Below are 25,309 nucleotides of genomic sequence, written 5' to 3'. Positions count from 1 at the left end.
CTAAAAAGTCTCGCGCAGCATTCGCGCCACGCCGGTCTGCCATTGCGGCAGCACAAGGCCGAACGTGCTCTGCAGCTTCGCCGTACTCAGCCGCGAATTGTGCGGGCGTGTCGCCGGCGTCGGAAAGGCACTGGTCGGCACGGGATCCACGGCCTCGGGCGCGGCTTTCAGCTCGACCCCGGCAGCGCGCGCCTGCTCCAGCACGAACTTCGCATAACCGTGCCAGGTGGTTTCGCCGCCGGAGACCAGGTGGTAGAGCCCCGCCTTGCCCGGTTCGCGCAGCGTGTCGCGGATGGCGTGTGCAGTGACGTCTGCCAGCAGTTCGGCGCCCGTAGGCGCTCCGAACTGGTCGTTGATCACGGTCAGGCGCTCGCGCTCCTTCGCCAGCCGCAGCATGGTCTTGGCGAAGTTGCCGCCGCGGGCCGCATAGACCCAGCTGGTACGAAAGATCAGATGCCGGGCACAGTGCTTTGCCACCAGTTGCTCGCCCTCCAGCTTGGTACGCCCATACACGCTCAGCGGCCCGGTTGCATCGTCTTCCAGCCAGGGCTTGGTGCCGCTGCCGTCGAACACGTAATCGGTCGAGTAGTGAACCATCAGCGCGCCAATCTGCTGCGCTGCTTCGGCGACGACGCCAGGGGAGGTGGCATTGAGCTTGCGGGCGAAATCGAACTCGCCCTCGGCCTTGTCTACCGCCGTGTGGGCCGCCGAATTGACGATCACATCGGGGCGAACCTTGAGCACGGTTTCTGCCAGTTGTTCGGGGCGGCTGAAGTCCGCGTGGAAGTCGGTGCTGTCGAAATCCAGCGCCACCACTTCGCCCAGTGGCGCCAGGCTGCGCTGCAGTTCCCAGCCCACCTGCCCGCCCTTGCCCAGCAGCAGCAACTTCATGCGGCTGCCTTTGCGGGCGCGGCGTCGTATTGCTTCTCGACCCATTCGCGGTAGGCGCCACTCTGCACGTTGCGCACCCATTCGCCGTTGGCCAGGTACCACTCGACGGTCTTGCGGATGCCGGTGTCGAAGGTCTCGGCCGGCTTCCAGCCCAACTCTTTCTCGAGCTTGCGCGCGTCGATCGCATAGCGACGGTCATGCCCGGGACGGTCGGTCACGTAGCTGATCAGCTCGCGGTAGCTCATGCCGTCGGCCCTGGGCCGCAACTCGTCGAGCAGGGCACACACGGTGTTGACGATCTCGATGTTGGGCTTCTCGTTCCAGCCGCCGACGTTGTAGGTTTCGCCGAGCCGGCCCGCTTCAAGCACGCGGCGGATGGCGCTGCAGTGGTCCTTGACGTAGAGCCAGTCGCGCACCTGCATGCCGTCGCCGTACACCGGCAGCGGCTTGCCGGCGAGCGCATTGACGATCATCAGCGGGATGAGCTTTTCGGGAAAATGGAACGGGCCGTAATTGTTGGAACAATTGGTTGTCAGCACCGGCAGGCCGTAGGTGTGGTGCCAGGAGCGAACGAGATGGTCGCTCGCGGCCTTGCTTGCCGAATACGGGCTGTTTGGCTCGTACTTGTTCTCTTCGGTAAACGCCGGATCCGTGGCTGAAAGCGAACCATAGACCTCATCCGTCGACACATGCAGGAAGCGGAACTGCGCTTTCTGCTCCGCCGGCAGCGCGCTCCAATAGCCGCGCACGGATTCGAGCAACCTGAACGTGCCCAGCACATTGGTTTGCACGAAATCCTCGGGGCCGTGGATCGAGCGGTCGACATGCGACTCGGCCGCGAAGTTGACCACTGCACGCGGCCTGTGCTCGGCCAGCAGGCGGTCGACCAGCGCGCTGTCGCCAATGTCGCCCTGCACGAAGACATGGCCCGGGTTGGCCTTGAGCGAGGCCAGCGTCTCCAGGTTGCCTGCGTAGGTCAGCTTGTCGAGATTGACGACCGCTTCGCCGCTTTGCGCGAGCCAGTCGAGTACGAAATTGGCACCAATAAAGCCGGCGCCGCCGGTAACCAGAATCATGGGTCTCCTCTTGCTTCGAAATGCACCCTCACAAGCGGAAGGCAGGGAAAGATTATCCCGCGTGCCGCGCGCCGCGGATTTATCGACGGCTCGGGGTGCGCGAACACCTGCCGGCCGCCCCAAGCAACGTTCATGTGAAGCCGTGGTAAAGCCGAAAGCCGCACGGCCATATCGCATAACATTGTTGCCGCTTCGTTACAGGATTAATAGAAGAAATGGCAAGCGCCACACGTTTCGAAGAGATCGTGTTCATGGACGACTTCTTTCGCTCGTCCGACAACTCTCTGCAATCGCATCCTTCCAATCGGCGATTTCTCCACAAGGCGTTCCGGCAGTCGGCCAGCCGACTGGGCATTGCCTGCCGCGAAGAGTCTGCGCGATCCGACGGCGGCAGGCTCGATGTGGCCGCGGTGATGGACGCGCTGGGGCTGCCCCGCACACTCGCGGGGTGGGCCCAGGCGAGCGCTGCCGATCTGACGCCGGCGGCAGACGCGGGATTGCTGCCCAGGCTCACACCGCGAACGCTGGTGATCGGCTGGGGCTTGACGCCGTCGCTCATGCATTTCATCGAGCGCAGCGGCGCCGCATTCCTCGATCTGGAAATTTCACCCGTTCGCTTTACTTCGCACCTGGCCTTCTGCGCGCGGACGAACGACCGGCAGATCGAGGCAGCGCTGGGCGCGTGGCACATCAACGAAGAGCTGTTCTGGAACGAAGCAATCGTTCTGGAGGGCTACTTCTCGCGCCGCGGCAGCTCGCGCGTGTTCGATCGCGACATGACCGTCGGGTTGTTCTGCGGTCAGACCGCTGTGGATCTGTCATTGGTTCGCGACGGCGAGATTGCCCACCCGATCGACGCCGTAGAGGAAATTCAGGCGCTCGCCCGCAGCGTCGATCTGCTCCTGATCAAGCCGCACCCTTATGAGCCCGACCTTCAGCATCTCACGCGGCTGGCGGGCCAGATCTCCAACGTGGCCTGGACTGACAGCAACATCTATGCGCTGATGTGTGCGGACAACCTGAGCTTCGTCTGCGGACTTTCGTCCGGCGCACTGCGCGAAGCGGCTTACTTCATGAAGCGTGCCGTGCCCTTGATCGACGCCGACCGCAACCGGCGCGACAAGCTGCCGGCAGCCTGCTCGGACTGGCTGATCACGGAGCCAGGGCTCCTGTCGATTCAGGGCCTGTCGCGGATCTGCGGCTGCGTGGACGCTGCGGCGCAGCGCCCCCACCGTTTCCCCGACGATGCGCTGGACCGCGCGTTCGGCGTCCGCTGGGGATGGGAGGCCCAGAGCCCAGGACTGCGCGCCCCACCTGAACCGGCTTTTGACCAGGTCTACGATTTTCAGGCGGGCCAGCCCGCGACCGCCTGGCTCAGCTTCGGCTGGAGCGCCCCGGAGGGCTCCGGGGTCTGGACCGAGGGAACACGCGCATGCGTCGCCATTCCGCTGGCCAGCGGCGCGCCGGCCGACGCGACCGAACTGTGCGCGCGGATCGAGGGCCTTCTCTTCGTGGGAACGTCCAGCAGCAATCCGATCGTTCGCGCCTGGATCGGTGGGCGGCAGGCAGACGTGCAGACTGCAGGCGGCACCACCGGCGAAACCGAAGTGCGCTTCGTCCTGAAGGCACCCTATACCGACATGCTGAACGCGCGGGTGCTGGTGCTGGAGTTCGACATCACCGATCCACTGCGGCCCAGCGATTGCGGGCTCGGCGCCGATACGCGGCGCCTGGGATTTCATCTGCAGCGGCTTTCCGTAGAGTGGATTTGCGTTGCTGCGGAGGTAGCGCCCCCCGTTGTCGAGCCTCCGGCAACGCCCCTTCCCCCGCCTGCCGCGCGTCCCCTGCGGCACGCCGCCAAAGTCGTGATCGCGGCTGCGGTCTGCGTCGTTGCGTTGGCCGCGTCGCTTCCCTCGACGCGCGCCGGGGAACCGGCGCAGAGTTCGGTGAGCGCCTCGCGCTGGCACGGGCTCCAGCACACCCTGGCCGTGGAATGGGGCGTGGTTCGCGACGACATCCACACCCTGCTGCTGCAGCATGGTTAAGGCAGTTCGCGCATCACACACCGTCCCTGTGCTGTACCCTGCGGTTTCGCTGTTCACTCCGGAGGTCAACCCATGGAAAAGCCAACGCCCAAGAACGATGAGGCAGCCGCTGCTGGCGACCGCATCAAGGACTCCGCCCAGCAAATCTGGCTTGCCGGCCTCGGCGCCTTTGCCAAGGCCCAGCAAGAGGGCAGCAAGGTGTTCGAGTCGCTGGTGAAAGACGGCGCCGGCATGCAGAAGAAGACGCAGCAGGCGGCCGAAGAGACGCTCGCGCAGGCGCAAGCCCGCATGAGCGGCTTCGCCAGCGAGTTCGGCGCCAAGGCGGTCGGTCAATGGGGCAAGCTCGAGAACATCTTCGAGGAACGCGTGGCGAAGGCGCTCGAAAAAATCGGCGTGCCGTCGGCCGCCGAGATCGAGGCGCTCAAGGCGCGCATCGCCGAACTCGAAGCCCGGCTCGCATCGCAATCACCGGCCGCCGGCGCAACGCGCCCGGCGCGCAAGACGGCAGCAACGCGCAAGGCCGAAGAGGCCCCGGCCAAGAAGCCCTCGCGGCGGCGACCGAAACTTTGATCTACGTCGCCCTGCGCCAGCACAGTTGCGCTAGAGTGGCCCCAGAGACAAAAACCGGGGCTACGTTATGGCCAAGAAGGCGCCACGCCGCACTGCACAACGCATCCTCGAGACGGCACTCGACCTGTTCAACCGTTTCGGCGAGCCGAACGTGTCGACCACGCTGGTTGCGGCCGACCTCGGCATCAGCCCCGGCAATCTCTACTACCACTATCCCGCCAAGGACGAGTTGATCAACCGGCTCTACGAGGCCTACGAGGCCGAGCTCGACGAACTGCTGCACGCCAGTGAAGGCGTGCACGACGTGGAAGACGCCTGGTTCTTCATGCACAGCCTGTTCGAGCTGATCTGGCGCTATCGCTTTCTGTACCGCGACCTGAACGACCTGCTGAGCAAGAACCGCCTGCTCGAGACCCGCTTCCAGGCCGTGCTCAAGAACAAGGTGCGCGCCATTCGCACCCTGCTGGCCGGCATGGCCCGCGCCGGCCACCTCGAGATCGACGCACGGGAGGTCGACGCGCTGGCCCAGAGCATGGTGGTGGTGCTGACCTACTGGCTCAGCTACGAATACGTGCGCAACCCGCGCGAGGCGCTCGAGCCGGCCCATGCGCAGGGCGCGCTGCTGCGTGGGGGCCAGCACACGCTGCACCTGCTGGCCCCCTACCTGGTGCCCGCGCAACGTCGGCATCTTCTGACACTGAGCGACGCCTACGCGAGCGAAGATGAGGCCGTCGCCTGACACCATGCCCGTCTCCAATTTCATGACTCCTCAATCGCTGTTGGCACCCACCGGCGCCAACCCGATGACAGCGCCATGGACGCCGCTGCCCTACTCCGATGTCACCCGCTTCGACACCGTCAGCCTGCTGGCGCACTGGAACAAGCTGCATGCCGGCCAGGGCTTGCGGCCGCCTGCGCCGGGGCCGCTGGCCGAAGGCTGGGCGCTGTATCACAGCGGCGAGTTCGAGCGCGCCGCTGCCGTGGGCCTGCTGCATGGCCGTGAAGGCTCCGCACTGGTCAACCAGGCGACCGCGATATATGCCAACTACATCGAGCCGCGCGAGGCGATCCGGCTCACACTGTTCCGCCAGGTGGCGGAGCGAGCGGCCACGCAGGCCAGCAACGAGCCGGACAACTGCCAGGCGCTCTACTGGGAAGCCTATGCGCTGGGCCGCTACAGCCAGGGCATCAGCGTTGCGCGTGCGCTGGCGCAGGGGTTGGGCGGCAAGGTCAAGACCGCGCTCGAGCGCGTGATCGCGTTGCAGCCGCACCATGCCGACGCCCACATCGCGCTGGCAGCCTTCCATGCCGAGGTGATCGACAAGGTCGGCCCGCTGGTGGCCCGCATGACCTACGGTGCCCGGGCAGACACTGCCATCGAGCTGTTCGAGCGCGGCCTGCAATTGCATCCCGGGTCGGCCAGCGGGCTGATGGAGTACGGGCGCGGCTTGCTGATGCTCGATGGCGACGCACGCATGGCCGAAGCGACCCGGCTCTACCAGCGGGCCGCGGCGATCGAGCCGGTCGACGCGCGCGACCGGCTCGACGTCGAACTGGCGCGCGCCGGTCTTTCGGACTGAGGCCGCCAGGCTGAGACAATCCCGGCATGACCGACCTGAACGCCCTTTTCGAAGCCGCCCAAGCCAACTCCAAGCTGCTGGCCGAGCGCCCCGACAACCCCACCTTGCTGAAGATCTACGGCCTGTTCAAACAGGCGACGCTCGGCGACAACACCGAGAAAAAGCCGAGCTTCAGCGACTTCGTGGCGCGCGCCAAATGGGACGCCTGGACGGCGAACAAGGGCCTCGGCGCCGACGCGGCCAAGCAGGGCTACATCGATCTCATCGAGTCGCTGCGTTAAGCCGCGCCGAGCAGCTCGTCGAGGTTGCGCGATACCTTGGCCTCGATCTGGCTGCTGAACGCGTCCATCAGGAAGCCCAGCGTCATGTGCAGCTCGAAGGAGTCGGCCGTCACGCGCAGGGTGCCCTCGGCGCCCGGCCGCGCGAACTGCGCCACGTCGCATTCCCAGCCTTCGGAATAGCGGCACTCCATGCCGTAATCGCGCTCGACCTGGTCGAGCCATTGCTGCGCGACTTCGCGGGCCCGCTCGATGCCGAGCGTGTGATTGCGTTCGATGTGGATGTCAGACACCAGGCTTTCCGTTCTCGTGAGGAATATTCTTCAGCGCCCGCTCGCGTTCGCCCTTGGGCAGTACGGCGATCCGCTTGACGGCGGCGTAGAAACGCGGCCAGTCGCGCCCCTCGCGTTCGTACAGCGCCTCGAAGGCGGGCACCAGCTCATCGTAAGCGGCCTGCGCGCCGAAAGTCGCATTGTTGGCGCGCGCCACCCAGGCATCGTATGCGCCCTGGCGCGGGCCGGGCCAGCCGGTGCGCAAGGCGCCGTAGCGCTCGCGAAAACCGTCCATTGCTGACTTTTTCATCGCATCCACCGCCCGCCAGTCGTGCGCCGCCGCCTCTTTGGATTCATAGATCCGCTGCAGCTGCCGGCGCGTTTCGAGCATGAGTTGCCGAAACTGCTGGCGCCGTGCGTCGAACTGCGCGTATTCGGTGCGGGCCGGCTCCCCCGCCTGCGTGGCGAGCCAGCGCGCGCCGCCGATCCGCTCGACCGCCGTGGCATAGGACTCGTTGAACACCGTGTCGTCTGGCACGTAGAGCACCTGGTGCGCCAGCTCGTGGAAGATCAAGCGCGCCAGTTCGCCCTCGGGGTAGCCGATGAAGGTGGACAGCAACGGGTCGCCACCGGCCCAGTTCAACCATCCGAGCGTCGAGTAGGCGGGCACCGGGTACACGGCCGCCTCCAGCCCGGTCGCGCGTTGCGCGGCCGCCTCGGCGTTGGCGTCTGCGCTGTCGTAGTAGCCGCGGTAGCCGACGCAGCCCGCGACCGGGAAGCACCAGGTCTTGAGCGTGAGCGAATATTCCGGTGCCGCGACCACGTTCCATACGGCCGCGCTGCGATGCAGCTCGGCATACGCGGTGTAGCTGGCGTTGTCGGGCAGGCCGAGGTCGGTCACGGCAAAGCGGCGGATGCGCTGGGTGAGCTCGAGCTTGGCCTTGAGCACGGCTGGCGTGGCCTGGTCGCCAAGCCACTCCGGCACCGGCCGGGCCGCGCGCATCAGGTTCACATGGCCGCGGGCCGACTGCCAGTAGTAGCCGAGGTTGCTGCAGCCCGTGAGCGCGAGCGCGCCGACGGCGGCCAGGGCCAGCAGCCATGCGGCCTTGCGGCGCCGCGTCATGATGCGGCCGCGCTCCTGTCGTCGACTTCCACCTGCACCAGGCAGTCATAGAAAGTCGGGCCGCGGCCGATGTCGGTCAGGCGCTGGCTGGTGAGCTGGTTGACGTTGGTGCCGTCCATTCCGAGCTTGCGCCACCAGATGCCGAGCCCGTGCACCACGCCCGGCCGCGCGCGGCGCGACACCTCGGCACGGCAGCGGTGTTCGCCGCGTGCGTTGAAGACCCGCACCGTGGCACCGTCGGCAATGCCACGCGCGGCCGCGTCGTCGGTGTGGATTTCGAGCAGCGGCTCGCCTTCGATCGCACGCAGGCTCGTCACGTTCACGAAGCTGGAGTTGAGGAAATTGCGCGCCGGCGGCGAGATCATGGCCAGCGGAAATTCGCGCGAACTGCCGGCCACTTCGTAGTTGGGCACATGGTCGGGCAGCCCGTCCTGGCCCTGCGCGGCGAGCCGGGCGCTGAAGAATTCGCAGCGGCCCGAAGGCGTCGGGAACCTGCCTTCGGCGAAGGGCGCTTCGGGCAGCGCGAGGCTGGTGAACCCTTGTGCCTCGAGCTGCGCAAAGTCGATCGTGCCGGGTGCAAAGGCGCTGCGGCACAGCGTTTCGTCGTCGTCCGCAAAGCAGGGCTCGTTGAAGCCCATGCGCCGCGCCAGTTCGCGAAACACCCAGGCGTTGCTGCGTGCCTCGCCGCGCGGCGCCACGGCCGGCCGGTTCAAAAGAACGTCGGTGTGGCCGTAGCTGGTGTGGATGTCCCAATGTTCGAGCTGCGTGGTCGCGGGCAGCACGAAGTCGGCATAGTCGGCGGTGTCGGTCTGGAACTGCTCGAGCACCACGGTAAACAGGTCTTCGCGCGCAAAGCCGGCTACCACCTTGCCGGAATCGGGCGCCACCGCGACCGGATTGCTGTTGTAGACCACGATCGCTTCGACCGGGTTGGCCATGTCGAGCAGGGCATCGCCGATCGTGCTCATGTTGATGGTGCGGGGCGTGCGCCCGGCCAGCAGATCCGGCCGCTGCAGCGCCGCGCGGTCGACCGGAAAGTGGCCCGACGCACTCAACAGCAAGCCGCCGGCACGATGTCGCCAGGCGCCCACCAGCGCCGGCAGGCAGGCGATCGCGCGGGCCGCATTGCCGCCGCCACGCACGCGCTGCATGCCGTAGTTCAAGCGGATCGCGGCCGGCTTCGTGGTGCCCCAGGCCTGCGCCAGCGCCACGATCTGCGCTTCGGGCACGCCGCACACCGCGGCCGCGCGCGCCGGTGGCCATTGCAGTGCGCGTTCGCGCAATAACTCCCAGCCGAGCGTGTGGCGGGCGATGTAGTCGTGGTCGAGCCAGTCGTGCACGATGAGTTCGTGCATCAGCGCCAGCGCCAGAGCCGCATCGGTGCCCGGCAGCAGCGCGACGTGCTCGTCGCACTTGTCGGCGGTCTCGGTCTTGCGCGGGTCGATGCACACCAGCCGCGCGCCGTTGCGTTTGGCCGCTTGCGCGTGGCGCCAGAAGTGCAGGTTGCTGCCGATCGAGTTGCTGCCCCAGATCAGGATCAGCTTCGACTCCGCAAAAAACTCGACCCGCATGCCGACCTTGCCGCCCAATGTAAAACTTAAGGCCTCACCTCCGGCGGTTGAGCAGATCGTGCGATCGAGCAGTGAGGCGCCCAGCTTGTGAAAAAAACGACGATCCATAGATTCGCCCTGCACCAAACCCATGGTTCCGGCGTAGCTATAGGGCAAAATAGTTTCCGAATGTTTCAGCGCCTTGAGGCGCGCAACGATCGCGTCGAGCGCGATGTCCCACGACACCGGCTCGAAGCGGCCGGCGCCCTTGGGCCCGACCCGGCGCAAAGGGGTTGTGAGCCGCTCTGCGTGGTCGTTGCGCTCGATGTAGCGCGACACCTTCGTGCACAGCACGCCACCGGTGTGCGGATGGTTCGGGTTGCCCTGCAGCTTGACCGCCCGGCCGTCCTGGACGGTGGTGACAAGTGCGCAGGTGTCCGGGCAGTCGTGCGGGCAGGCGCCGAGCACCGTGGTTTGGGGAGTTGTCGATAACGCCGTGGCAATGACCATTGGCCAAGTCTAGTTTGCGCGCGGCATGCGCGCGTGGAGGGGTTTCCTCAATGATGAATCGCAGACAGTTTTCCGTTGCGGCCGCAGGTGCGGCGGTGCTCGGCAACTTCCAGATCGCGCGCGCGCAAAGTGAAACGCCGATCGTGCTGGGCCAATCCGCCCCGTTCTCGGGCCCCGCAGCACAGCTGGGCATCCAGTTCTACCAGGGCGCCAAGCTGTTCCTCGACGGCTACAACGCCCAGCCGGGGCGCGACATCGAACTGCGCTTTCTGGACGACGGCTACGAGCCCGACCGCTGCGCGGCCAACACCCGCAAGCTGATCGACGACGACGTCTTTGCGCTGTTCGGCTACATCGGCACGCCGACCAGCCTGGCCGCGCTGCCGCTGGCCGTGAAAGACAAGGTTCCGTTCATCGCGCCCTTCACCGGCGCGATGGCACTGCGCGAGCCGTTCCACAAGAACGTCTTCCATCTGCGGGCCTCGTACAACGACGAGACCGCGCTGATCGTCAAGCAGCTCACCCACCTCGGGCTGAAGAAGATCGCGGTGTTCTATCAGAACGACGCATACGGCAAGGCCGGGCTCGACGGCGTCACGCTGGCGCTGTCGCAGCAGGATCTCAAGCCCTTGGCGCAGGCCACGGTGGAACGCAATTCCGTCGAAGTGGCGGCCGCGGTGAAATCGATCGTTGCCACGCGGCCCGACGCGGTGGTGCAGATCGGCGCCTACAAGGCCTGCGCCGCGTTCATTCGCGAAGCGCGCAAGGCGGGCTACGGCGGCACGTTCTACAACGTGTCCTTCGTCGGTACGCAGGCGCTGGCCGACGAGCTCGGCAAGGAAGGCGCTGGCGTGGTGGTCACGCAGGTGGTGCCCTCGCCCTACAACGCGGCCAACGGCATCACGCGCGAGTTCAGCGATGCAGTGCGCAAGAGCGGCGGCAACACCAAGGCCAACTTCTCGAGCATGGAAGGCTATCTGGCCGCCAAGGTGCTGACCGAAGGCCTCAAGCGCGCCCCGGGCAAGGCTTCGCGCGACAGCCTGATCGCCGGGCTGGAAGGCATCGACAAGCAGCAGTTCGGCGGTTTCGACGTGTCGTTCTCGGCCCGCAACCATGTGGCGTCGAAGTTCGTCGAACTGTCGATGATCACGGGCGACGGGCGCATCAGGACCTAGCGGCCAGGCCGTCCACGGCCTGGAACATCGCCTGCCGCGCCTGGCTGATGACCTGGCCTTTCCAGGCATCGGTGTCGGTGTAGAACGCCTCCAGCATCTGCGCGTGGATGGCATCGGCCAACTCGGGTGCGGCCTCCGGATGGGCGTGCAGCCAATGGTCGGCGCGCAATGCGCCCATCACCTCGAGGATCGGCTGCGTGCCGTATTCAAGCGCGATCGCGGTGTACTCGGCCTGCGGGCATTCCTCGTAAAAGGCGGTGCACATCAGGCCGGTCAGCAAAGCCGAGGTCGACGAGCCATCGTAGATCGACGTGACCGGCGCCTCGGGCGTGCCCCACCAGGCGTTGGCGCGCGCATAGGCGGCCCGGTCGTCGCGGCAGGCAAAGATGCGCTCGCCGATGCCATTGGGCCCGAGCCCCGTGTGCAGGTCGATCCAGGCCAGCCGCTGTGCGGCCTGCCCGTGCGCGCGCAGCACCTGGCGGAAGGTGCGGTTGCTCCAGGTCGGCGCCTTGCCGCCGAAGAACAGACCGTCGTCGAGCTGGTACTGGCCGCCGCTGATCGCGGCCTGGTAGGCGGCGACGCCGTGCGTGTCGATCCAGGCGGCGATCCCGGCCTGGTTGTCCGGCGAAGGCGGCCACTCTGCCGGCAACAGCAGCGGGTGCAGGCCGGCGTACGCCTCGTTGACAGGCAGCGGCTGCGTGTAGTCGACAAAGTTGCGGTTCAGGTCGACGTTTTCCTGCGTCACGCGCCGGCCGTAGGAAAAGCCGTGCGGGTTGAGCGCATGCACATACAGCACGGCGACGCCGGCCGCGCGTGCCTTGTCACGCCACTCGGCGTCTTGCAGCGCGAATACTTGCACGCCGCTGCCGCAATGGCCCTCGATGCCGTGGCAGGCGCTGGTGACGAGCAGCAGGTGCTTCGCATCGGCCGAACCATCGAGCGCCACGTCCATCGCGAGCGCTTCGCCGTCGCGGCCCTTGAGAGGATGGGGGTGGGTGTCGACCTTCAGGCCGGCGGCGACGCAGCCTTGCAGGAATTTGCGGCGCGCCTCGGCGTAGCCTGGAGAAAACGCCTCGGCCACCCCGATCATGCGGCGGCCCCACCCGGCTTCAGGAACTGCTCTGCCAGGCTCACCCAGCAGGTTGCGCCGAGGGGAATCAGGTCGTCGTTGAAATCGTAGCTCGCGTTGTGCAGCGTGCAGGGGCCGGCACCGTGGTGCATGTCGCGGTGCGCACCGTCGCCGTTGCCGATAAAGGCATAGGCGCCGGGCTTGGCCAGCAGCATGAAAGAGAAGTCTTCGGCGGTCATCGCGGGCTCCTGCACCAGCACATTGTCTGCGCCGACAATGCCGGCCATCACGCGGCGCGCAAAGTCGGCTTCGTTGGCCGAGTTGATGGTGGGCGGGTAGTTGCGGATGAACTCGAAGTCGCATTCGGCGTCGTGCGCCGCACAGATGTGCGTCGCAATCTGCTTCATGCGCGACTCGATCAGGTCGAGCACCTCGAGCGTGAAGGTGCGCACCGTGCCGCGCAACTCGGCGTTGTTCGGGATCACGTTGACCGCCTCGCCCGCGTGGAACATCGACACCGAGATCACGCCGGCATCGGTCGGCTTCTTGTTGCGCGTCAGGATGGTCTGGAACGCCTGCACCATCTCGCAGCCGATCGGCACCGGATCGATGCCCGTATGCGGCAGCGCCGCATGGCCGCCCTTGCCACGAATGGTGATCGTGAACTCGTTGCTCGACGCCATCGCGGGCCCGGGGCTCACGGCGAACTGGCCCGCTTTCATGCCGGGCCAGTTGTGCATGCCGAACACGGCGTCCATCGGGAACTGCTCGAACAGCCCTTCCTTTACCATCTCGCGCGCGCCGCCGCCGCCCTCTTCGGCCGGCTGGAAGATCAGGTAAACGGTGCCGTCGAAATTGCGATGCTTCGCCAGGTGCTGCGCGGCCGCCAGCAGCATGGCGGTGTGGCCGTCGTGGCCGCAGGCGTGCATCTTGCCGGGGTAGGTGCTGGCGTGGGCAAAGGTGTTTAGCTCGGTCACCGGCAGCGCGTCCATGTCGGCGCGCAGGCCGACGGCACGGTTGCTGGTGCCGTTCTTCACGATGCCGATCACGCCGGTGGTGGCCAGGCCGCGATGGATCGGGATGCCCCATTCGGTCAGCTTGGCCGCGACCACGTCGGCCGTGCGCACCTCCTTGAAACAGAGTTCGGGGTGCGCATGCAGGTCGCGCCGCACCGCGGCAATGCCGGCCGCCTGCGTGACCAGGGAATCAATGAGTTTCATCCCCGTTTTCTACCAGAACACCGCGGAACCGGCTTCGCCGGGCCGCAGGTGTTGCCCCCGGTAGGGGGTTGGCGAAGCGACACGCAGTGCGCGAAGCCCGGGGGCGAGCCCAATTCAGCGGCCGGCTTCCTTCAGCCAGGCGCTGCGGGCCGCCAGCGCGGTGTCGGTGAAGTCGGTGAAGACACCGTCCACGCCGAGCCGGTAGTAGGCCAGGTACTCGTTCTTCGGGTCGCCCTTGTAGTCGGTCGCCAGGCGCCGGTTCTCGTTGCGGAAGGTGAACGGGTGCACGAACAGGCCAGCCTTGTGCGCGTCGGCGACCAGCGTGGTGGGCGTCATCGAGCTCGCATCGGCATCGTTGATCTTGCCGTCCTTGTTGAGGTCGACCGGCTTGCCATCGGCGCCGATGGTTCCCTTGATGCTGATGATGTAGCGCTTCCACGGCCCGATGCCGTCGGCGTACTTCGCGATCTCGGCCAGGCCGGCCGGCGTGACCATCACGTCGAAGTTGCGCTTGTCGCCGGCCTTCGTCCATTCGTAGGGGCGATCGACCGGCACGGCATAGGTCATGGCGCCGGTTTTCATGTCGACGCCATCGCCGTCGATCAGTTGGATCAGCTTGGTCTTCAGGCCCTTGCTCTTCATGTACTTGAGGCTACCCGGCTCGAACGACTGCACGAACACCGGCGCGGTCTTGCTGTTGAGGCCGGCACGCTCGAGCATGGCGATGAGCTTGTCTTCCATCGGCAGGCCCATGTCGCGGAAGAAGGTCGGATTCTTGGTTTCGGGATAGATCGCAATCGCACGGCCGGTCGCCTTCGACTGGGCGGCGGCCAGATCCAGAACCTCCTGCAAGGTCGGGATCTTGTAGCGGCCGTTGAACTGCTGCGGCCGCTCGGCGTCGGTGCTGATGGCGCCTAGCGTCTTGATCTCGGCCAGCGTGAAGTCCTGGCTGAACCAGCCGGTCTGCGTTTCGCCGTCGACTTGCATGGTCTTCTTGCGCGATGCGAACTGCGGCTTGGTGGCCACGTCGGTGCTCAAGGCGAGATTCGGGTCGTGGCGGGTGATGAGCACGCCGTCCTTGGTGACCACCAGATCCATTTCGATCACATCGGCACCGAGCTCGATCGCGCGGCTGTAAGCCTCGATCGTCTCTTCGGGGACGTAGCCCGAGGCGCCGCGGTGCGCCACCACGAGCGGCGCGCGGCCGTCGAGCGTGAGCAGGGGCGTCGGGCCCGCACCGGGCATGCTGCAGGCGGCAAGGGTGAGCAAGGCCGCGGCAGACGGGGCGTGGCGGGCGCAACGGGCGTGCGGCAAGGTCATGGTGCTTTTCCTCTCCGGGTTGAAAGTCGCGAGCCTACCCCGCTTGCATGACCGCTTCCTGCCCCGCCGCCGTCACAGTGCGCCGGCCGCGCAAACATCTCGTTGCATGTTCGACAGCGCCGATGCACAGCCCGGACTTCCGGGAGAATGACGGCATGTCACACATTCTCTCCAGCCGCAGTCTCAGTTTTGCGCAGACGCTGGTGCGCATGAACACCGTCAGCGCGCACAGCAATCTGGAGCTGATCGACTTCGTGCGAGACCACCTGGCCGGACTCGGCGTGCGCAGCCGCATCACGCGCAGCGCCGACCGCAAGAAGGCCAACCTGTTCGCCACGCTCGGCGCCGGCAAGCCGGCCGGCGTGATCGTCTCGGGCCACACCGACACGGTGCCTTGGGACGGGCAGGAGTGGACCGTCGACCCCCTTTCGGCCAGCGTGCAGGCCTGGCCCGAGGCCGCCGGCCAGGACGGCGAGATCGAACGCGTCGAACCACGCCTGTACGGCCGTGGTTCGGCCGACATGAAAAGCTTCATCGCGATCGCGGTGGCCAACGCCGAACTGTTCCTTGAAAGCGCGTCGCCGTTTGCGGTGCACTTCGCGTTCAGCTACGACGAGGAGGTCGGCTGCTTCGGCGTGAGGGAACTGATCGCCGACATGAAGGACGCCAACGTCAAGCCGGTGGCCTGCATCATCGGCGAGCCGACCCTGATGATCCCGGCGATCGCCCACAAGGGCGTGTACCGCTACAGGTGCTGCGTGCGCGGCAAGGAAGCGCACTCGTCGCTCACGCCGCAATCGGTCAACGCCATCGAGATGGCCGCGCGCGTGGTCGGCAAGGTGCGCGACATGGCCGAGGGCTTCGAGCAGAACGAGGTGCGCTACGAAGGCTTCGACGTGCCGTTCAGCACCGCGAGCGTGGGCCAGTTCCACGGCGGCATCGCCGACAACGTGGTGCCGCGCGACGCCGAGTTCCGCTACGAATTCCGCAACCTGCCGACCGCCGACGCCGCGGCGATGCAAAAGGAGGTGCTGGCCTACGCCAGCCGCGTGGAGCCCGCCATGAAAAGGCTCGCGCCCGAGGCCGGCTTCAAGTTCGAGACCATCTGCGAAATCCCGAGCTTCCTCGGCTCGGCGAGCGACCCGGTCACGCGGCTGGCGCAGCGCCTGTCGGGCGAGTCGGGCGTGACGCAGGTCGCGTTCGGCACCGAAGCCGGCATCTTCAAGAACGCCGGCATCCCGACCGTGGTGTGCGGCCCCGGCAGCATCCAGCAGGCGCACCAGCCCGACGAGTATGTGACGCTGGAGCAACTGGCGCGCTGCGAGCTTTTTCTGCAGGGCCTGGCCAGCGCACCCCAGATCGGCTGATGAAGCGCATCGCGCTTGGCCTGCTGTGCGGCGCGGCGCTGCTCTATGCGCTGGCCATCGCGATGGAGGGGCGCTTTCCGCATCCGGGCTGGGGCTATCTCGCGGCGTTTGCCGAAGCCGCGATGGTCGGTGCCATTGCCGACTGGTTCGCCGTGGTGGCGCTGTTTCGCCATCCGCTCGGCCTGCCGATTCCGCACACGGCCATCATCCCGAGCAACAAGGATCGCATCGGCGCCAAGCTCGCGGGCTTCATCTGCAACAACTTCCTGAGCACCGCGCAGGTACTGGCCAAGCTGCGCGAGTTCGATGCCGCGGGCCGGCTCGCCGACTGGCTCGCACGCCCGGCCAGCGCCGAAAGGATGGGAGGCTGGGGCGTGATGGCGGCGCGCTACGGCTTGAGCGCGTTCGACGATGCGCGCGTGCGCGACTTCCTCGGCCGCACCGCAAGCGCGGGGCTGGCGCAGGTCGACATCTCGCGCGTCGCCGGCCGGGCGCTGGAGGCACTGACCGCGGGCGGCCGGCACCAGGCGCTGCTTGACGAAGCGCTGGCGCAGGTAGCCGAACTGCTCGAAGGCGAAACCGCGCAGGCGCAGATCACCGAAGCCATCGCGCGCGAGATCAGGACGCTGCGCTACGTCGGGCTCGACCAGGTGGCCGCACGCATGGCCACGAAGAAGATCGTGGCTGCCGTCGCCAACAGCGTCGCCGAGCTCGCGGCCGAGCCCGGCCACCCGCTGCGCGCGCGCTTCGACGGCTTCATGGCCGACTTCATCGCGCGGCTGCAGCTTGACCCGGCGTTCCAGCAGCGCGGCGAAGAGATCCGCGCCGAGCTGATGGCGCACCCGGCGCTGGGCGACTACCTGCACGGCCTGTGGGGCGAACTGCTGGCATGGCTGCACGACGACCTCGCGCGGCCGGACTCCAGCATCGCGCAGCGCATCGCGAAACTCGCCAGCGCGCTCGGCACGCGGCTGCAGGCCGATGTCGAAATCCGCCACTGGATCAACGAGCAGATCGAGGCCGCAGCCCCGCTGGCCATCGAGCGCTACCGCGAAGACATCCGCGTCTACATCGTCGAGCGCGTGGGCCAGTGGAACGCCGACGAGATGACCGACGAGCTGGAGCGGCACATCGGTCGGGACCTGCAGTTCATCCGCGTCAACGGCACGCTGGTGGGTGGGCTGGTCGGCCTGCTGATCCACGCGGCGACGCAGTGGGCGCGAGCCTGAGCGGCGCGGGCGCCAGAGTACTTCCGGCGTAGTTGCACGATCGTGCAGGCCAGTTGTATCCTTCTGTATCGACAAAGGCCTGCCAATGGACCTGGATTTTCACGTACACAAGATCGATGCGCTGACGCCCAAAGCCGCCAAGATCGCATTGCGCATGCTCGATGGCGACCCGCGCATCCCGACCGAATGGATCATGGCCCTGCGGCCCGCGCTGGTCGGCCGCAGCGTCGACTCGGAGGGTTTCCGCAGCACCGACTGGATGACGATGGCCGCGATCGAACGCCCCACGATCCGGCGCTTTGCCGAACGCTTCGAAAACCAGGAGCAGCGGCACGCACGCCTGTGGGTGTTGAGCCTGCGCCAGGCGTCGCAACAAGTGCTTCGTCGGGGGCCCGAGTCGGCATAGGGCTTCGGTACGCAGTCGTACCCCCGGGGTGCTGCGAGACCCCGCAAAACGCGAGCACCGCAGGGCAGCCCGAAGGGCCGGCGCAGCAGGGTCGGACAGCCCGTACCGCACACCGGGCGCTCCCACCAAGGCCAAAACGGTTCAATTCGCCAGCAACCGCTCCTGCGCAATCACCAGCAGCCCGTCCATGATCAGGCTGTCGACCAGCTCGAATGGCGACACCATCGATGGCGCCATCTTCCAGCCCGCACCGCCCGTCATGTAGCGCACCGGCTCGGCGCCGCAGTGCTTGCGCACGTGCTCGACCATGCGCTCGACTGCGCCGGCGATTGCGTAGGTGCCGCCGCTCGTGAGCGCATCGCTGGTGTTGGTCGGAAAGTCGCTCACTTCGCCGGTAGGCACGTGCAGGCCGGCGGTGCCGGACTCCAGTGCGCGCAGCATGATCCCGTGGCCCGGCAGGATCAGGCCGCCCAGGAACTTGCCATGCGCGTCGACCGCCTCGACCGTGACCGCCGTGCCGATCAGCACCACCACCATCGGCCGCGCCGGACCCTCGGCCAGCATGCGGTGCCGCGCACCGATCATCGCCACCCAGCGGTCGGCGCCCAGCCGCGTGGGGTGGTCGTAGCCATTCACGATGCCGGCTTCGGCCGTGGTCGAAACCACCCAGCGCGCGGTGCAGTCGAAGCACTCCGTCACCTGCTCCTCGGCGCGGCGGCGCACCGCGTCGCCGGCCACTACGCAGCCGAGCATCGCGCCGGGCTGCGGCAGCCCGTCCCACGGGCCCTCGGCCAAACGCTCGATGTGGTCGAGGAACTCGGCCCCGTGCCCCAGCAAGGCGGCGCCGGGACGCGGCGCCTCGTACATGGCCCACTTGAGGCGCGTGTTGCCGATATCGATCGCGAGAAATGCCATGCGGCGGATTATGCTGACCTTGCGCCGCGATATTGCTGGAGGATCTGCAACTGAAGGCGGGCGAATGGCGCTTGCATTTGCTTGCGCGAACGGCGCCCCGGCCGACAGCCCGGGCCGCTGAATTCGACGATCCTCAGCCTCCCAACATCAAGGAGAGAAGCATGGGATTGCTCAGTTTCATCAAGGAAGCCGGCGAAAAGCTGTTCGGCGGATCGTCGGCCCAGGCCGCCACGGCGCCGGCCGATGCCAATGCCGCCGCGGCAGGGGCCATCAAGACCTATATCGAGAAGCAGAACCTCGGGCTGACCAACCTGGCCGTGACCTATGACGGCGCGAGCGGCAAGGTGACGCTCGCGGGCGCAGCACCCACGCAGGAGGCCAGCGAAAAAGCCGCGCTCGCGGCCGGCAACGTGGCCAATGTGACCGATGTCGACAACAACCTCACCGCGCCGGCTGCCGACCCGGCGCAGTACCACGACGTGGTGAAGGGCGACACGCTCTCGGCCATTTCGAAGAAGTACTACGGCGACGCCAACAAGTACAACGAGATCTTCGAGGCCAACAAGCCGATGCTGAGCCACCCGGACAAGATCTACCCGGGCCAGAAGCTGCGCATTCCCCCGATGAAGTGAACCGGGCGCTGGAAGCAGCCTAGTTCTGCTTCCACGGCAGGCCCCGATGTCGCCAGCCGCCGGTGTGGCCGCGCTGGCCGTTTTCGTCGGGGTTGCCCTCGAAACCTTCGAGGATGTTGTAGGCCTCGATGCCCAGTTGGGTCGCGCGTCTGGCCGCAGCGATAGAGCGCACGCCGCTGCGGCACAGCAGCAGCGCCTTCTGCCCCGCCGGCACTGCGGCGCGCAGCCCTTCGTCGAAACCGGCGTTCAGCGCCATGCCGGGCCACTGCTTCCATGCCAGCGACACCGCACCCGGCACATAGCCCACCCATTCGCGCTCGGCGTCGCTGCGCACATCGACCAGCACGGCAGCGCCGCTGGCCACCCACCGGGCAGCCTGGGCGGGCGTGATGTCGCCGGCGTAGCCGTCGGCGGGGAGGAATTCGGGGGGAGTCATGGTCGGAGCGGTCCTTCGGTCGAAATGGTGACGGGTTCTTCGTCAGGTTGTCCTCAGTGAGAAACAGCCCGATTCACGACACAATTTTCAACCGTTCGTGGAAACCCTCTGTGTAGCGCATCTTCACGTGCCAAAGATGGAGCTCTGGATTTTCCAGGCACCACAACGGAGACAACGCAATGACAGAGAACACACCGAACCGCCGCCGCAGCCTGTTGAAGGGCGCGGCAGTGGCGGCCGGCGCTATGTCCGCTCCCATGATCAGCATGGCGCAGACAACCTCGCTGCGCTTTCAGAGCACCTGGCCAGCCAAGGACATCTTCCACGAGTACGCGCAGGACTTCGCGAAGAAGGTCAACGACATGGCGGGCAACCGCCTGAAGATCGATGTGCTTCCCTCCGGCGCGGTGGTGCCGGCCTTCCAATTGCTCGAGGCGGTGAGCAAGGGCACGCTGGACGGCGGGCACGGCGTGGTCGCCTATCACTACGGCAAGAATTCGGCGCTCGCGCTCTGGGGCTCGGGCCCCGGTTTCGGCATGGACGCCAACACCGTGCTGGCGTGGCACTACTACGGCGGCGGCAAGGCGTTGCTCGATGAAATCTACAAGAGCCTGAACATGGACACGGTGTCGTACCTCTATGGCCCGATGCCGACGCAACCGCTCGGCTGGTTCAAGAAGCCGGTGGCCAAGGTGGAGGACATGAAAGGGCTCAAGTTCCGGACCGTAGGCCTCGCGGTCGACGTGTTCACCGACATGGGCACCGCGGTGAACCCGCTGGCTGGCGGCGAGATCGTGCCGGCGCTGGACCGCGGCCTGATCGACGCGGCCGAGTTCAACAACGCGTCCAGCGACCGCGTGCTGGGCTTCCCGGACGTGGTGAAGAACTGCATGCTGCAGAGCTTTCACCAGTCGGGCGAACAGTTCGAGATCCTGTTCAACAAGCCCAAGTACACCGCGCTGCCGCAGGAACTGAAGTCGATCATCGACTACGCGGTGCAGGCGGCCAGCGCCGACATGAGCTGGAAGGCGGTTCAGCGCAACTCGCAGGACTATGCCGACATGAAGAAGCAGGGCATCAAGTTCTACAAGACGCCCGATGCGGTGCTGCGCGCGCAGCTCGCCTCGTGGGACAAGATCACGGCCAAAAAAGCCGGCGAGAACCCGCTGTTCAAGAAGGTGCTCGATTCGCAGAGAGCGTTCGCCGAGCAGGCGCTGCAGTGGCAGAACGACTACAGCGTCGATTTCAAGATGGCCTACAACCATTACTTCAGCAAGAAGAAGGCCTGACCCCCAGTCTTCGCGCACTTCGTGTCGCTTCGCCCACCCCCTTGCAGGGGGCAACACCAGCGGCCCGGCTGAGCCGGTTCCGCGGTGTTTCACGAATGGACTCGGTCACAACAACATGAACGTCCAACGCTTTCTCCACGCCGTCGACCGGTTCAGCATGGTCGTGGGCAAGACCTTTGCATGGCTCATCGTGGTTCTGATGCTGGTGGTCTGCGGCGAAGTCTTCAAGCGCTACGCACTCAACGCGCCCACCGCCTGGATTTTTGACGCCAACAACATGCTCTACGGCACGCTCTTCATGATGGGTGGCGCCTACACGCTGGCCCAGGCTGGCCATGTGCGCGGCGACTTCTTCTACGGCCGCATGAAGCCGCGCACGCAGGCCGCGCTCGACCTGGCGTTGTTCGCGCTGTTCTTCCTGCCCGGCGTGGTGGCGCTCAGCTGGTCCGGCTGGACCTACTTCAACGAGTCGCTCGCGATGCGCGAGCAGACTTTCAACGCCGACCCGCTGCCGCTGTACCCCTTCAAATTCGTGATCCCGGTGGCCGGGCTGGTGCTGCTGATCCAGGGGGTGGCAGAGATGGTGCGCTGCGTGCTGTGCCTGAAAACGGGTGCGTGGTCGCCGCGGTTGAGGGACGCCCAGGAGATGGATGTGGTGGGCGACCAACTCGCAGGCAGCAGCTACGTCGATGAAGCCGACAAGCTCGAGGTGATCGGCAAGGCGAAGGACATCGAACAGGCGGCCCAGCAGCGCAACGCAGGAGTTTCCCAATGAGCCAGCCGGCACTCGGCATGCTGATGCTCGGCCTGATCGTGGTGGTGATCATGCTGGGCTTTCCCACGGCGTTCACGCTCATGGGGCTGGGCATGTTCTTCGGCTTCATCGCCTTCTACGACCCGGGCGCGCACTGGCTCGACAACAAGGTGTTCGACCTGATGGTGCAGCGCGCCTTCGGCGCCATGACCAACGAGACGCTGCTGTCCATTCCGCTCTTCGTGCTGATGGGCTATGTGATGGAGCGCGGCGCGCTGGTCGACAAGATGTTCCACAGCGTGCAGCTGGCGTTCCGCCGCGTGCCCGGCTCGCTCGCTGTGACCACGCTGATCATCTGCACCTTCTGGGGCATTGCGAGCGGGCTGGTCGGTGCCGTGGTGGTGCTGATGGGCGTGATCGCGATGCGGCCGATGCTCAACGCCGGCTACGACACCCGGCTGGCGGCGGGCGTCATCACGGCCGGCGGCACGCTGGGCATCTTGATTCCGCCCTCGGTGATGATCATCGTGTACGCGGCGGTGGCCGGCCAGTCGGTGGTCAAGCTGTATGCGGCGGCGATGTTCCCGGGCTTCTTTCTCGCCTTTCTGTACCTGATCTACGTGATCGGCTGGGCCGTGCTGCAGCCGAAGGTTGCGCCCAGGCTCCCGCCCGAACAGCAGCGCGCGCCGATCTCGCCCTGGGTGGCGCACATCGCGGCCAGCTATTCGCCGCGCCTGCTGCCGGCGCTGGCGGTCGCGGTGCTGGCGCCCGGGCGCGCGCTGCGCGGCAGCGTCGAAGGCGTCAAGGCGTCCTGGTGGCTGCTGCTGCGCAACCTTTCGACAGCGCTGGTGCCACTGGCGCTGGCCGCGGCGACGCTGGGGTCGGTGTGGTGGTACGTGACGATCTACTCGCAGAAGGACAGCAACGCGCCGGTGGCGGAGCAGCAGCAGACGACACAGAAGACTGCGGGAGCGGCCGCGACGCTGCCCGAGGCGTCCTCATCTTCTTCTCCCGGCAGCGGCACCGGCCTTGCCGAGCCGCCTTCCGACGACGCGCCGAAGGAAGCCGGATCGGACGGCGGCCTGCAGGAGCCGCCCGGCGGCGTGGAAGAACCGCCTGGCAGCGAGACGGCTGCGGCCCCGGCTTCAGAGAGTGGCTTGCAGCAGCTCGGCGACGCCGTCGACGCGCCGAAAACCGCCGCGGTGCCCGAGGCCTTCTACACCGGCTTCCTGCTCGCCAGCCTGTTCACACTGGCGCTGCTGGCCTGGTACTACTGGCGCATGGACGCGGAGCAATTCGAGATCCTGCGCATGCTGGTGTCGTCGGTGATGCCGCTCGCCACGCTCACTCTGGTGGTGCTGGGCGTCATCCTGTTCGGCATCACCACCGCCACGGAGTCCGCCGCGGTGGGGGCGGCCGGCGCCTTCCTGATGGCCTGGCAGGCCGGCACGCTCAACTTCCAGAAGACCAAGGAGGCGGTGTTCCTCACGCTCAAGACCACCTCGATGGTGTGCTGGCTGTTCGTGGGCTCGGCGCTGTTCTCGGCCGTGTTCGCGCTGCTGGGCGGACAGCGAATCATCGAGGAATGGGTGCTGAGCATGAACCTGACGCCGCTGCAGTTCCTGCTGCTCTCGCAAGCCCTCATCTTCGTGCTCGGCTGGCCGCTTGAGTGGACCGAGATCATCGTGATCTTCGTGCCGATCTTTCTGCCGCTGCTGGCGCACTTCCAGATCGACCCGCTGCTGTTCGGCGTGCTGGTGTTCGTGAACCTGCAGGCCGCGTTCCTGTCGCCGCCGGTCGCGATGTCGGCCTTCTATCTGAAGGGGGTGTCGCCGCCGCATGTGACGCTCAACCAAATCTTCGCGGGGATGATGCCGTACATGCTGATCGTGATTCTCTGCATGGTGCTCATGTACATCTGGCCAGGCCTCACGCTCTGGCTGCCGAAATACCTCTACGGCTGAAAACCATCCAATAACCATCCCAACACCATCCACCTGGATGGTGATAGGATGGTGGCATGTCAACTTCCATCCTTCCCGCCGTCCAGCGCGCCAGGCCGCCCGAGGCCGAAAAGATCACCATCAATCTCGGCTACGTCGATCTCGGGCAGATCGACCTGCTCGTTGCCGAAGGTTTCTATTCGAACCGCACTGACTTCATCCGGACTGCGATCCGCAACCAGCTCACCACGCACAGCGACGCGGTGAAGCAGGTGGTGGCCCGGAAAACGCTTGTGCTGGGGCTGCAGAGCTTCGGCGTCGCGGATCTCGAGGCGGCACGAGCGGCCGGCCAGTCCCTCGACATCCGCGTGCTCGGGCTGGCCAGCATCGCCACCGATGTGCCACCCGAACTCGCGCTGGCCACGATCCAGTCCATCACCGTGCTCGGCGCACTGCAGGCCAGCTCAGCGGTCAAGGCCGCGCTGGCCGGCCGAATCCATTGAAAGCAAATTCCGCATGAACCCCCTTTTCCGACGCCTGATGAAAGAAGCCACCCGGCTCACCCGCAACGGCAGCGTGCAAGCTGCAACCGAGGCGATCCAGCGTGCGCTACACATCGGCAGACCACAGACAGATCGCCCACAACCCGCGCCCGCGCCAGCGCCCGTCCATGCTGCGCACGAAGCCGAAGTGATCGAGGCCGAAGTCCGCGTGCTCGACACGACCCCGGACGACGCCGACGTGGAATTCGAGTACGTCGAGCCGGCCGAACCCGCCGACGTCGGCGAAGCCGGACCCGAGCAATGGCGCGACGGCAGCTTTGCCCACGGCGGCCGCACACTGGCCTACAAGCTTTACCTGCCGCCGCGTGCGCCGGGCGCGACGGCCACACCGATGCCCCTCGTTCTGATGCTGCACGGCTGCACCCAGAACCCGGCCGATTTCGCCGCCGGCACGCGCATGAACGATCTGGCGCGCGCCGAGGGTTTCGCGGTGCTCTACCCGGCACAGACGCAGCATGCCAACGCGCAGGGCTGCTGGAACTGGTTCAAGCCGCAACACCAGCAGCGCGGCCGCGGCGAGCCGGCATTGCTGGCGGCGCTGACCCAGTTCGTGATGGCAAGCGAGGGGATCGATCCGGCGCGCGTCTACGTTGCCGGCCTGTCGGCCGGCGGTGCGATGGCCGATATCCTGGGCCGCTGCTACCCCGAACTGTTCGCCGCGGTCGGCGTGCATTCGGGCCTGCCAACCGGCGCGGCCACCGACGTGATGTCAGCACTGGGCGCGATGCGCAACGGCGTGGCCCGCCAGCCGCAAGGCAACGGCGCGATGCCGCCGGTGATCGTGTTCCACGGCGATGCGGATTCGACCGTGCACCCGCGCAATGGCGCAGCCGTGGTGAGCGCGGCGCGCGGTGGCGACGCCAGCGGCGGCGAGATCTCCGCAGGCCGCTCGGCCGCTGGCCGCGCCTTCACGCGCTCCGACTACCCGGCCAGTGATGGCCGCAACGCGGTCGAACACTGGCTGTTGCACGGCACAGGCCACGCCTGGTCCGGCGGCAGCAGCCAGGGCAGCTACACCGAACCGAACGGTGTCGACGCGAGTGCGGAAATGCTGCGCTTCTTTCTCGCGCACCCGCGCGGCCGCTGACGCTTCAGC

At 66.6% G+C, this 25,309-nt stretch carries 25 protein-coding genes; 15 read left to right on the top strand and 10 right to left on the bottom strand.

Annotation, left to right across the window (positions count from 1 at the left end):
* Window positions 1-891 (bottom strand): dTDP-4-dehydrorhamnose reductase, encoded by an 891-nt coding sequence (gene rfbD, locus ACSFA8_RS01275; RefSeq protein WP_435477714.1) that lies wholly within the window; start codon window positions 889-891, stop codon window positions 1-3.
* Window positions 888-1,967 (bottom strand): dTDP-glucose 4,6-dehydratase, encoded by a 1,080-nt coding sequence (rfbB, locus tag ACSFA8_RS01270; protein ID WP_435477713.1) that lies wholly within the window; start codon window positions 1,965-1,967, stop codon window positions 888-890. The genes rfbD and rfbB overlap by 4 nt, the downstream gene beginning before the upstream one ends.
* 251 nt (window positions 1,968-2,218) lie before the next feature.
* Here rfbB and ACSFA8_RS01265 point away from each other — a divergent pair, with 251 nt between their 5' ends.
* From ACSFA8_RS01265 to ACSFA8_RS01245, 5 genes are all read left to right on the top strand, one after another.
* Window positions 2,219-4,012, top strand: a complete 1,794-nt coding sequence (locus ACSFA8_RS01265; RefSeq protein WP_435477712.1) for a hypothetical protein — start codon at window positions 2,219-2,221, stop codon at window positions 4,010-4,012.
* Between the two features lie 72 nt (window positions 4,013-4,084).
* Window positions 4,085-4,582, top strand: a complete 498-nt coding sequence (locus tag ACSFA8_RS01260) for a phasin family protein (RefSeq protein WP_435477711.1) — start codon at window positions 4,085-4,087, stop codon at window positions 4,580-4,582.
* A 67-nt stretch (window positions 4,583-4,649) separates the two neighbouring features.
* Window positions 4,650-5,321, top strand: a complete 672-nt coding sequence (locus ACSFA8_RS01255; RefSeq protein ID WP_435477710.1) for a TetR/AcrR family transcriptional regulator — start codon at window positions 4,650-4,652, stop codon at window positions 5,319-5,321.
* A 22-nt stretch (window positions 5,322-5,343) separates the two neighbouring features.
* The gene (locus tag ACSFA8_RS01250; protein WP_435477709.1) at window positions 5,344-6,162 is read left to right on the top strand and encodes a tetratricopeptide repeat protein; all 819 of its coding nucleotides are present in this window, start codon (window positions 5,344-5,346) and stop codon (window positions 6,160-6,162) included.
* A gap of 26 nt (window positions 6,163-6,188) precedes the next feature.
* On the top strand, window positions 6,189-6,443 hold the full coding sequence (locus tag ACSFA8_RS01245; protein ID WP_435477708.1) for an acyl-CoA-binding protein: 255 nt from the start codon (window positions 6,189-6,191) through the stop codon (window positions 6,441-6,443).
* Here the strand turns inward: ACSFA8_RS01245 and ACSFA8_RS01240 are convergent.
* The 3 genes from ACSFA8_RS01240 to ACSFA8_RS01230 are packed head-to-tail and all read right to left on the bottom strand — an operon-like array spanning window position 6,440 to window position 9,895.
* Window positions 6,440-6,733 carry a polyhydroxyalkanoic acid system family protein gene (locus ACSFA8_RS01240; RefSeq protein WP_435477707.1) on the bottom strand — a complete coding sequence of 98 codons (294 nt, stop codon included), beginning with the start codon at window positions 6,731-6,733 and terminating at the stop codon, window positions 6,440-6,442. The genes ACSFA8_RS01245 and ACSFA8_RS01240 overlap by 4 nt on opposite strands.
* Entirely contained in the window at window positions 6,726-7,835 is a 1,110-nt protein-coding gene (locus tag ACSFA8_RS01235; protein ID WP_435477706.1) for an aminopeptidase, read from the bottom strand. Before ACSFA8_RS01235 ends, ACSFA8_RS01240 begins: the two co-directional genes overlap by 8 nt.
* Complete coding sequence (locus tag ACSFA8_RS01230; protein WP_435477705.1) at window positions 7,832-9,895, bottom strand: molybdopterin-containing oxidoreductase family protein; 2,064 nt, start codon at window positions 9,893-9,895, stop codon at window positions 7,832-7,834. Before ACSFA8_RS01230 ends, ACSFA8_RS01235 begins: the two co-directional genes overlap by 4 nt.
* Window positions 9,896-9,945: 50 nt before the next feature.
* Between ACSFA8_RS01230 and ACSFA8_RS01225 the strand changes: the two genes are divergently transcribed.
* A complete protein-coding gene (locus ACSFA8_RS01225) occupies window positions 9,946-11,070 on the top strand; it encodes an ABC transporter substrate-binding protein (protein WP_435477704.1) in 1,125 nt (374 codons plus the stop codon).
* On the opposite strand, the gene ACSFA8_RS01220 is transcribed toward ACSFA8_RS01225, so the two are convergent.
* The 3 genes from ACSFA8_RS01220 to ACSFA8_RS01210 all read right to left on the bottom strand — a co-directional run bounded on the left by ACSFA8_RS01220 (window position 11,060) and on the right by ACSFA8_RS01210 (window position 14,679).
* Complete coding sequence (locus tag ACSFA8_RS01220; protein WP_435477703.1) at window positions 11,060-12,160, bottom strand: M14 family metallopeptidase; 1,101 nt, start codon at window positions 12,158-12,160, stop codon at window positions 11,060-11,062. The two genes, ACSFA8_RS01225 and ACSFA8_RS01220, sit on opposite strands and share 11 nt — an antisense overlap.
* Window positions 12,157-13,359 carry a M20 aminoacylase family protein gene (locus ACSFA8_RS01215; protein WP_435477702.1) on the bottom strand — a complete coding sequence of 401 codons (1,203 nt, stop codon included), beginning with the start codon at window positions 13,357-13,359 and terminating at the stop codon, window positions 12,157-12,159. Before ACSFA8_RS01215 ends, ACSFA8_RS01220 begins: the two co-directional genes overlap by 4 nt.
* A 114-nt stretch (window positions 13,360-13,473) precedes the next feature.
* Entirely contained in the window at window positions 13,474-14,679 is a 1,206-nt protein-coding gene (locus ACSFA8_RS01210) for a glycerophosphodiester phosphodiesterase (protein ID WP_435477701.1), read from the bottom strand.
* Window positions 14,680-14,834: 155 nt separating this feature from the next.
* Here ACSFA8_RS01210 and argE point away from each other — a divergent pair, with 155 nt between their 5' ends.
* The 3 genes from argE to ACSFA8_RS01195 all read left to right on the top strand — a co-directional run bounded on the left by argE (window position 14,835) and on the right by ACSFA8_RS01195 (window position 17,681).
* The gene (gene argE, locus ACSFA8_RS01205) at window positions 14,835-16,046 is read left to right on the top strand and encodes an acetylornithine deacetylase (RefSeq protein WP_435477700.1); all 1,212 of its coding nucleotides are present in this window, start codon (window positions 14,835-14,837) and stop codon (window positions 16,044-16,046) included.
* Complete coding sequence (locus tag ACSFA8_RS01200) at window positions 16,046-17,275, top strand: DUF445 domain-containing protein (protein ID WP_435477699.1); 1,230 nt, start codon at window positions 16,046-16,048, stop codon at window positions 17,273-17,275. Before argE ends, ACSFA8_RS01200 begins: the two co-directional genes overlap by 1 nt.
* 85 nt (window positions 17,276-17,360) lie before the next feature.
* The gene (locus ACSFA8_RS01195) at window positions 17,361-17,681 is read left to right on the top strand and encodes a hypothetical protein (RefSeq protein WP_435477698.1); all 321 of its coding nucleotides are present in this window, start codon (window positions 17,361-17,363) and stop codon (window positions 17,679-17,681) included.
* Between the two features lie 141 nt (window positions 17,682-17,822).
* Here the strand turns inward: ACSFA8_RS01195 and ACSFA8_RS01190 are convergent, their stop codons facing one another.
* Window positions 17,823-18,596 carry a type III pantothenate kinase gene (locus ACSFA8_RS01190; protein WP_435477697.1) on the bottom strand — a complete coding sequence of 258 codons (774 nt, stop codon included), beginning with the start codon at window positions 18,594-18,596 and terminating at the stop codon, window positions 17,823-17,825.
* Between the two features lie 161 nt (window positions 18,597-18,757).
* Here ACSFA8_RS01190 and lysM point away from each other — a divergent pair, with 161 nt between their 5' ends.
* Complete coding sequence (gene lysM / locus ACSFA8_RS01185) at window positions 18,758-19,228, top strand: peptidoglycan-binding protein LysM (protein ID WP_435477696.1); 471 nt, start codon at window positions 18,758-18,760, stop codon at window positions 19,226-19,228.
* Between the two features lie 19 nt (window positions 19,229-19,247).
* Here lysM and ACSFA8_RS01180 read toward each other — a convergent pair whose 3' ends face one another.
* Window positions 19,248-19,664: a rhodanese-like domain-containing protein gene (locus ACSFA8_RS01180; protein WP_435477695.1), complete on the bottom strand. Its 417-nt coding sequence runs from the start codon at window positions 19,662-19,664 to the stop codon at window positions 19,248-19,250.
* A gap of 179 nt (window positions 19,665-19,843) precedes the next feature.
* Between ACSFA8_RS01180 and ACSFA8_RS01175 the strand changes: the two genes are divergently transcribed.
* From ACSFA8_RS01175 to ACSFA8_RS01155, 5 genes are all read left to right on the top strand, one after another.
* Entirely contained in the window at window positions 19,844-20,953 is a 1,110-nt protein-coding gene (locus tag ACSFA8_RS01175) for a TRAP transporter substrate-binding protein (RefSeq protein WP_435477694.1), read from the top strand.
* 115 nt (window positions 20,954-21,068) lie between these two features.
* A complete protein-coding gene (locus ACSFA8_RS01170; protein ID WP_435477693.1) occupies window positions 21,069-21,728 on the top strand; it encodes a TRAP transporter small permease subunit in 660 nt (219 codons plus the stop codon).
* Window positions 21,725-23,671: a TRAP transporter large permease gene (locus ACSFA8_RS01165; protein ID WP_435477692.1), complete on the top strand. Its 1,947-nt coding sequence runs from the start codon at window positions 21,725-21,727 to the stop codon at window positions 23,669-23,671. Before ACSFA8_RS01170 ends, ACSFA8_RS01165 begins: the two co-directional genes overlap by 4 nt.
* A 56-nt stretch (window positions 23,672-23,727) precedes the next feature.
* Complete coding sequence (locus ACSFA8_RS01160; protein WP_435477691.1) at window positions 23,728-24,153, top strand: CopG family transcriptional regulator; 426 nt, start codon at window positions 23,728-23,730, stop codon at window positions 24,151-24,153.
* A 13-nt stretch (window positions 24,154-24,166) separates the two neighbouring features.
* Entirely contained in the window at window positions 24,167-25,300 is a 1,134-nt protein-coding gene (locus ACSFA8_RS01155; RefSeq protein ID WP_435477690.1) for an extracellular catalytic domain type 1 short-chain-length polyhydroxyalkanoate depolymerase, read from the top strand.
* Window positions 25,301-25,309: the final 9 nt, after the last annotated feature.

Origin of the sequence: Variovorax nitratireducens, assembly GCF_051216545.1 — a bacterium.
Lineage (GTDB): Bacteria > Pseudomonadota > Gammaproteobacteria > Burkholderiales > Burkholderiaceae_C > Variovorax.
The sequence above is the reverse complement of the archived record's forward strand: the minus strand, read 5'-3'. Positions and strand labels throughout refer to the sequence as shown.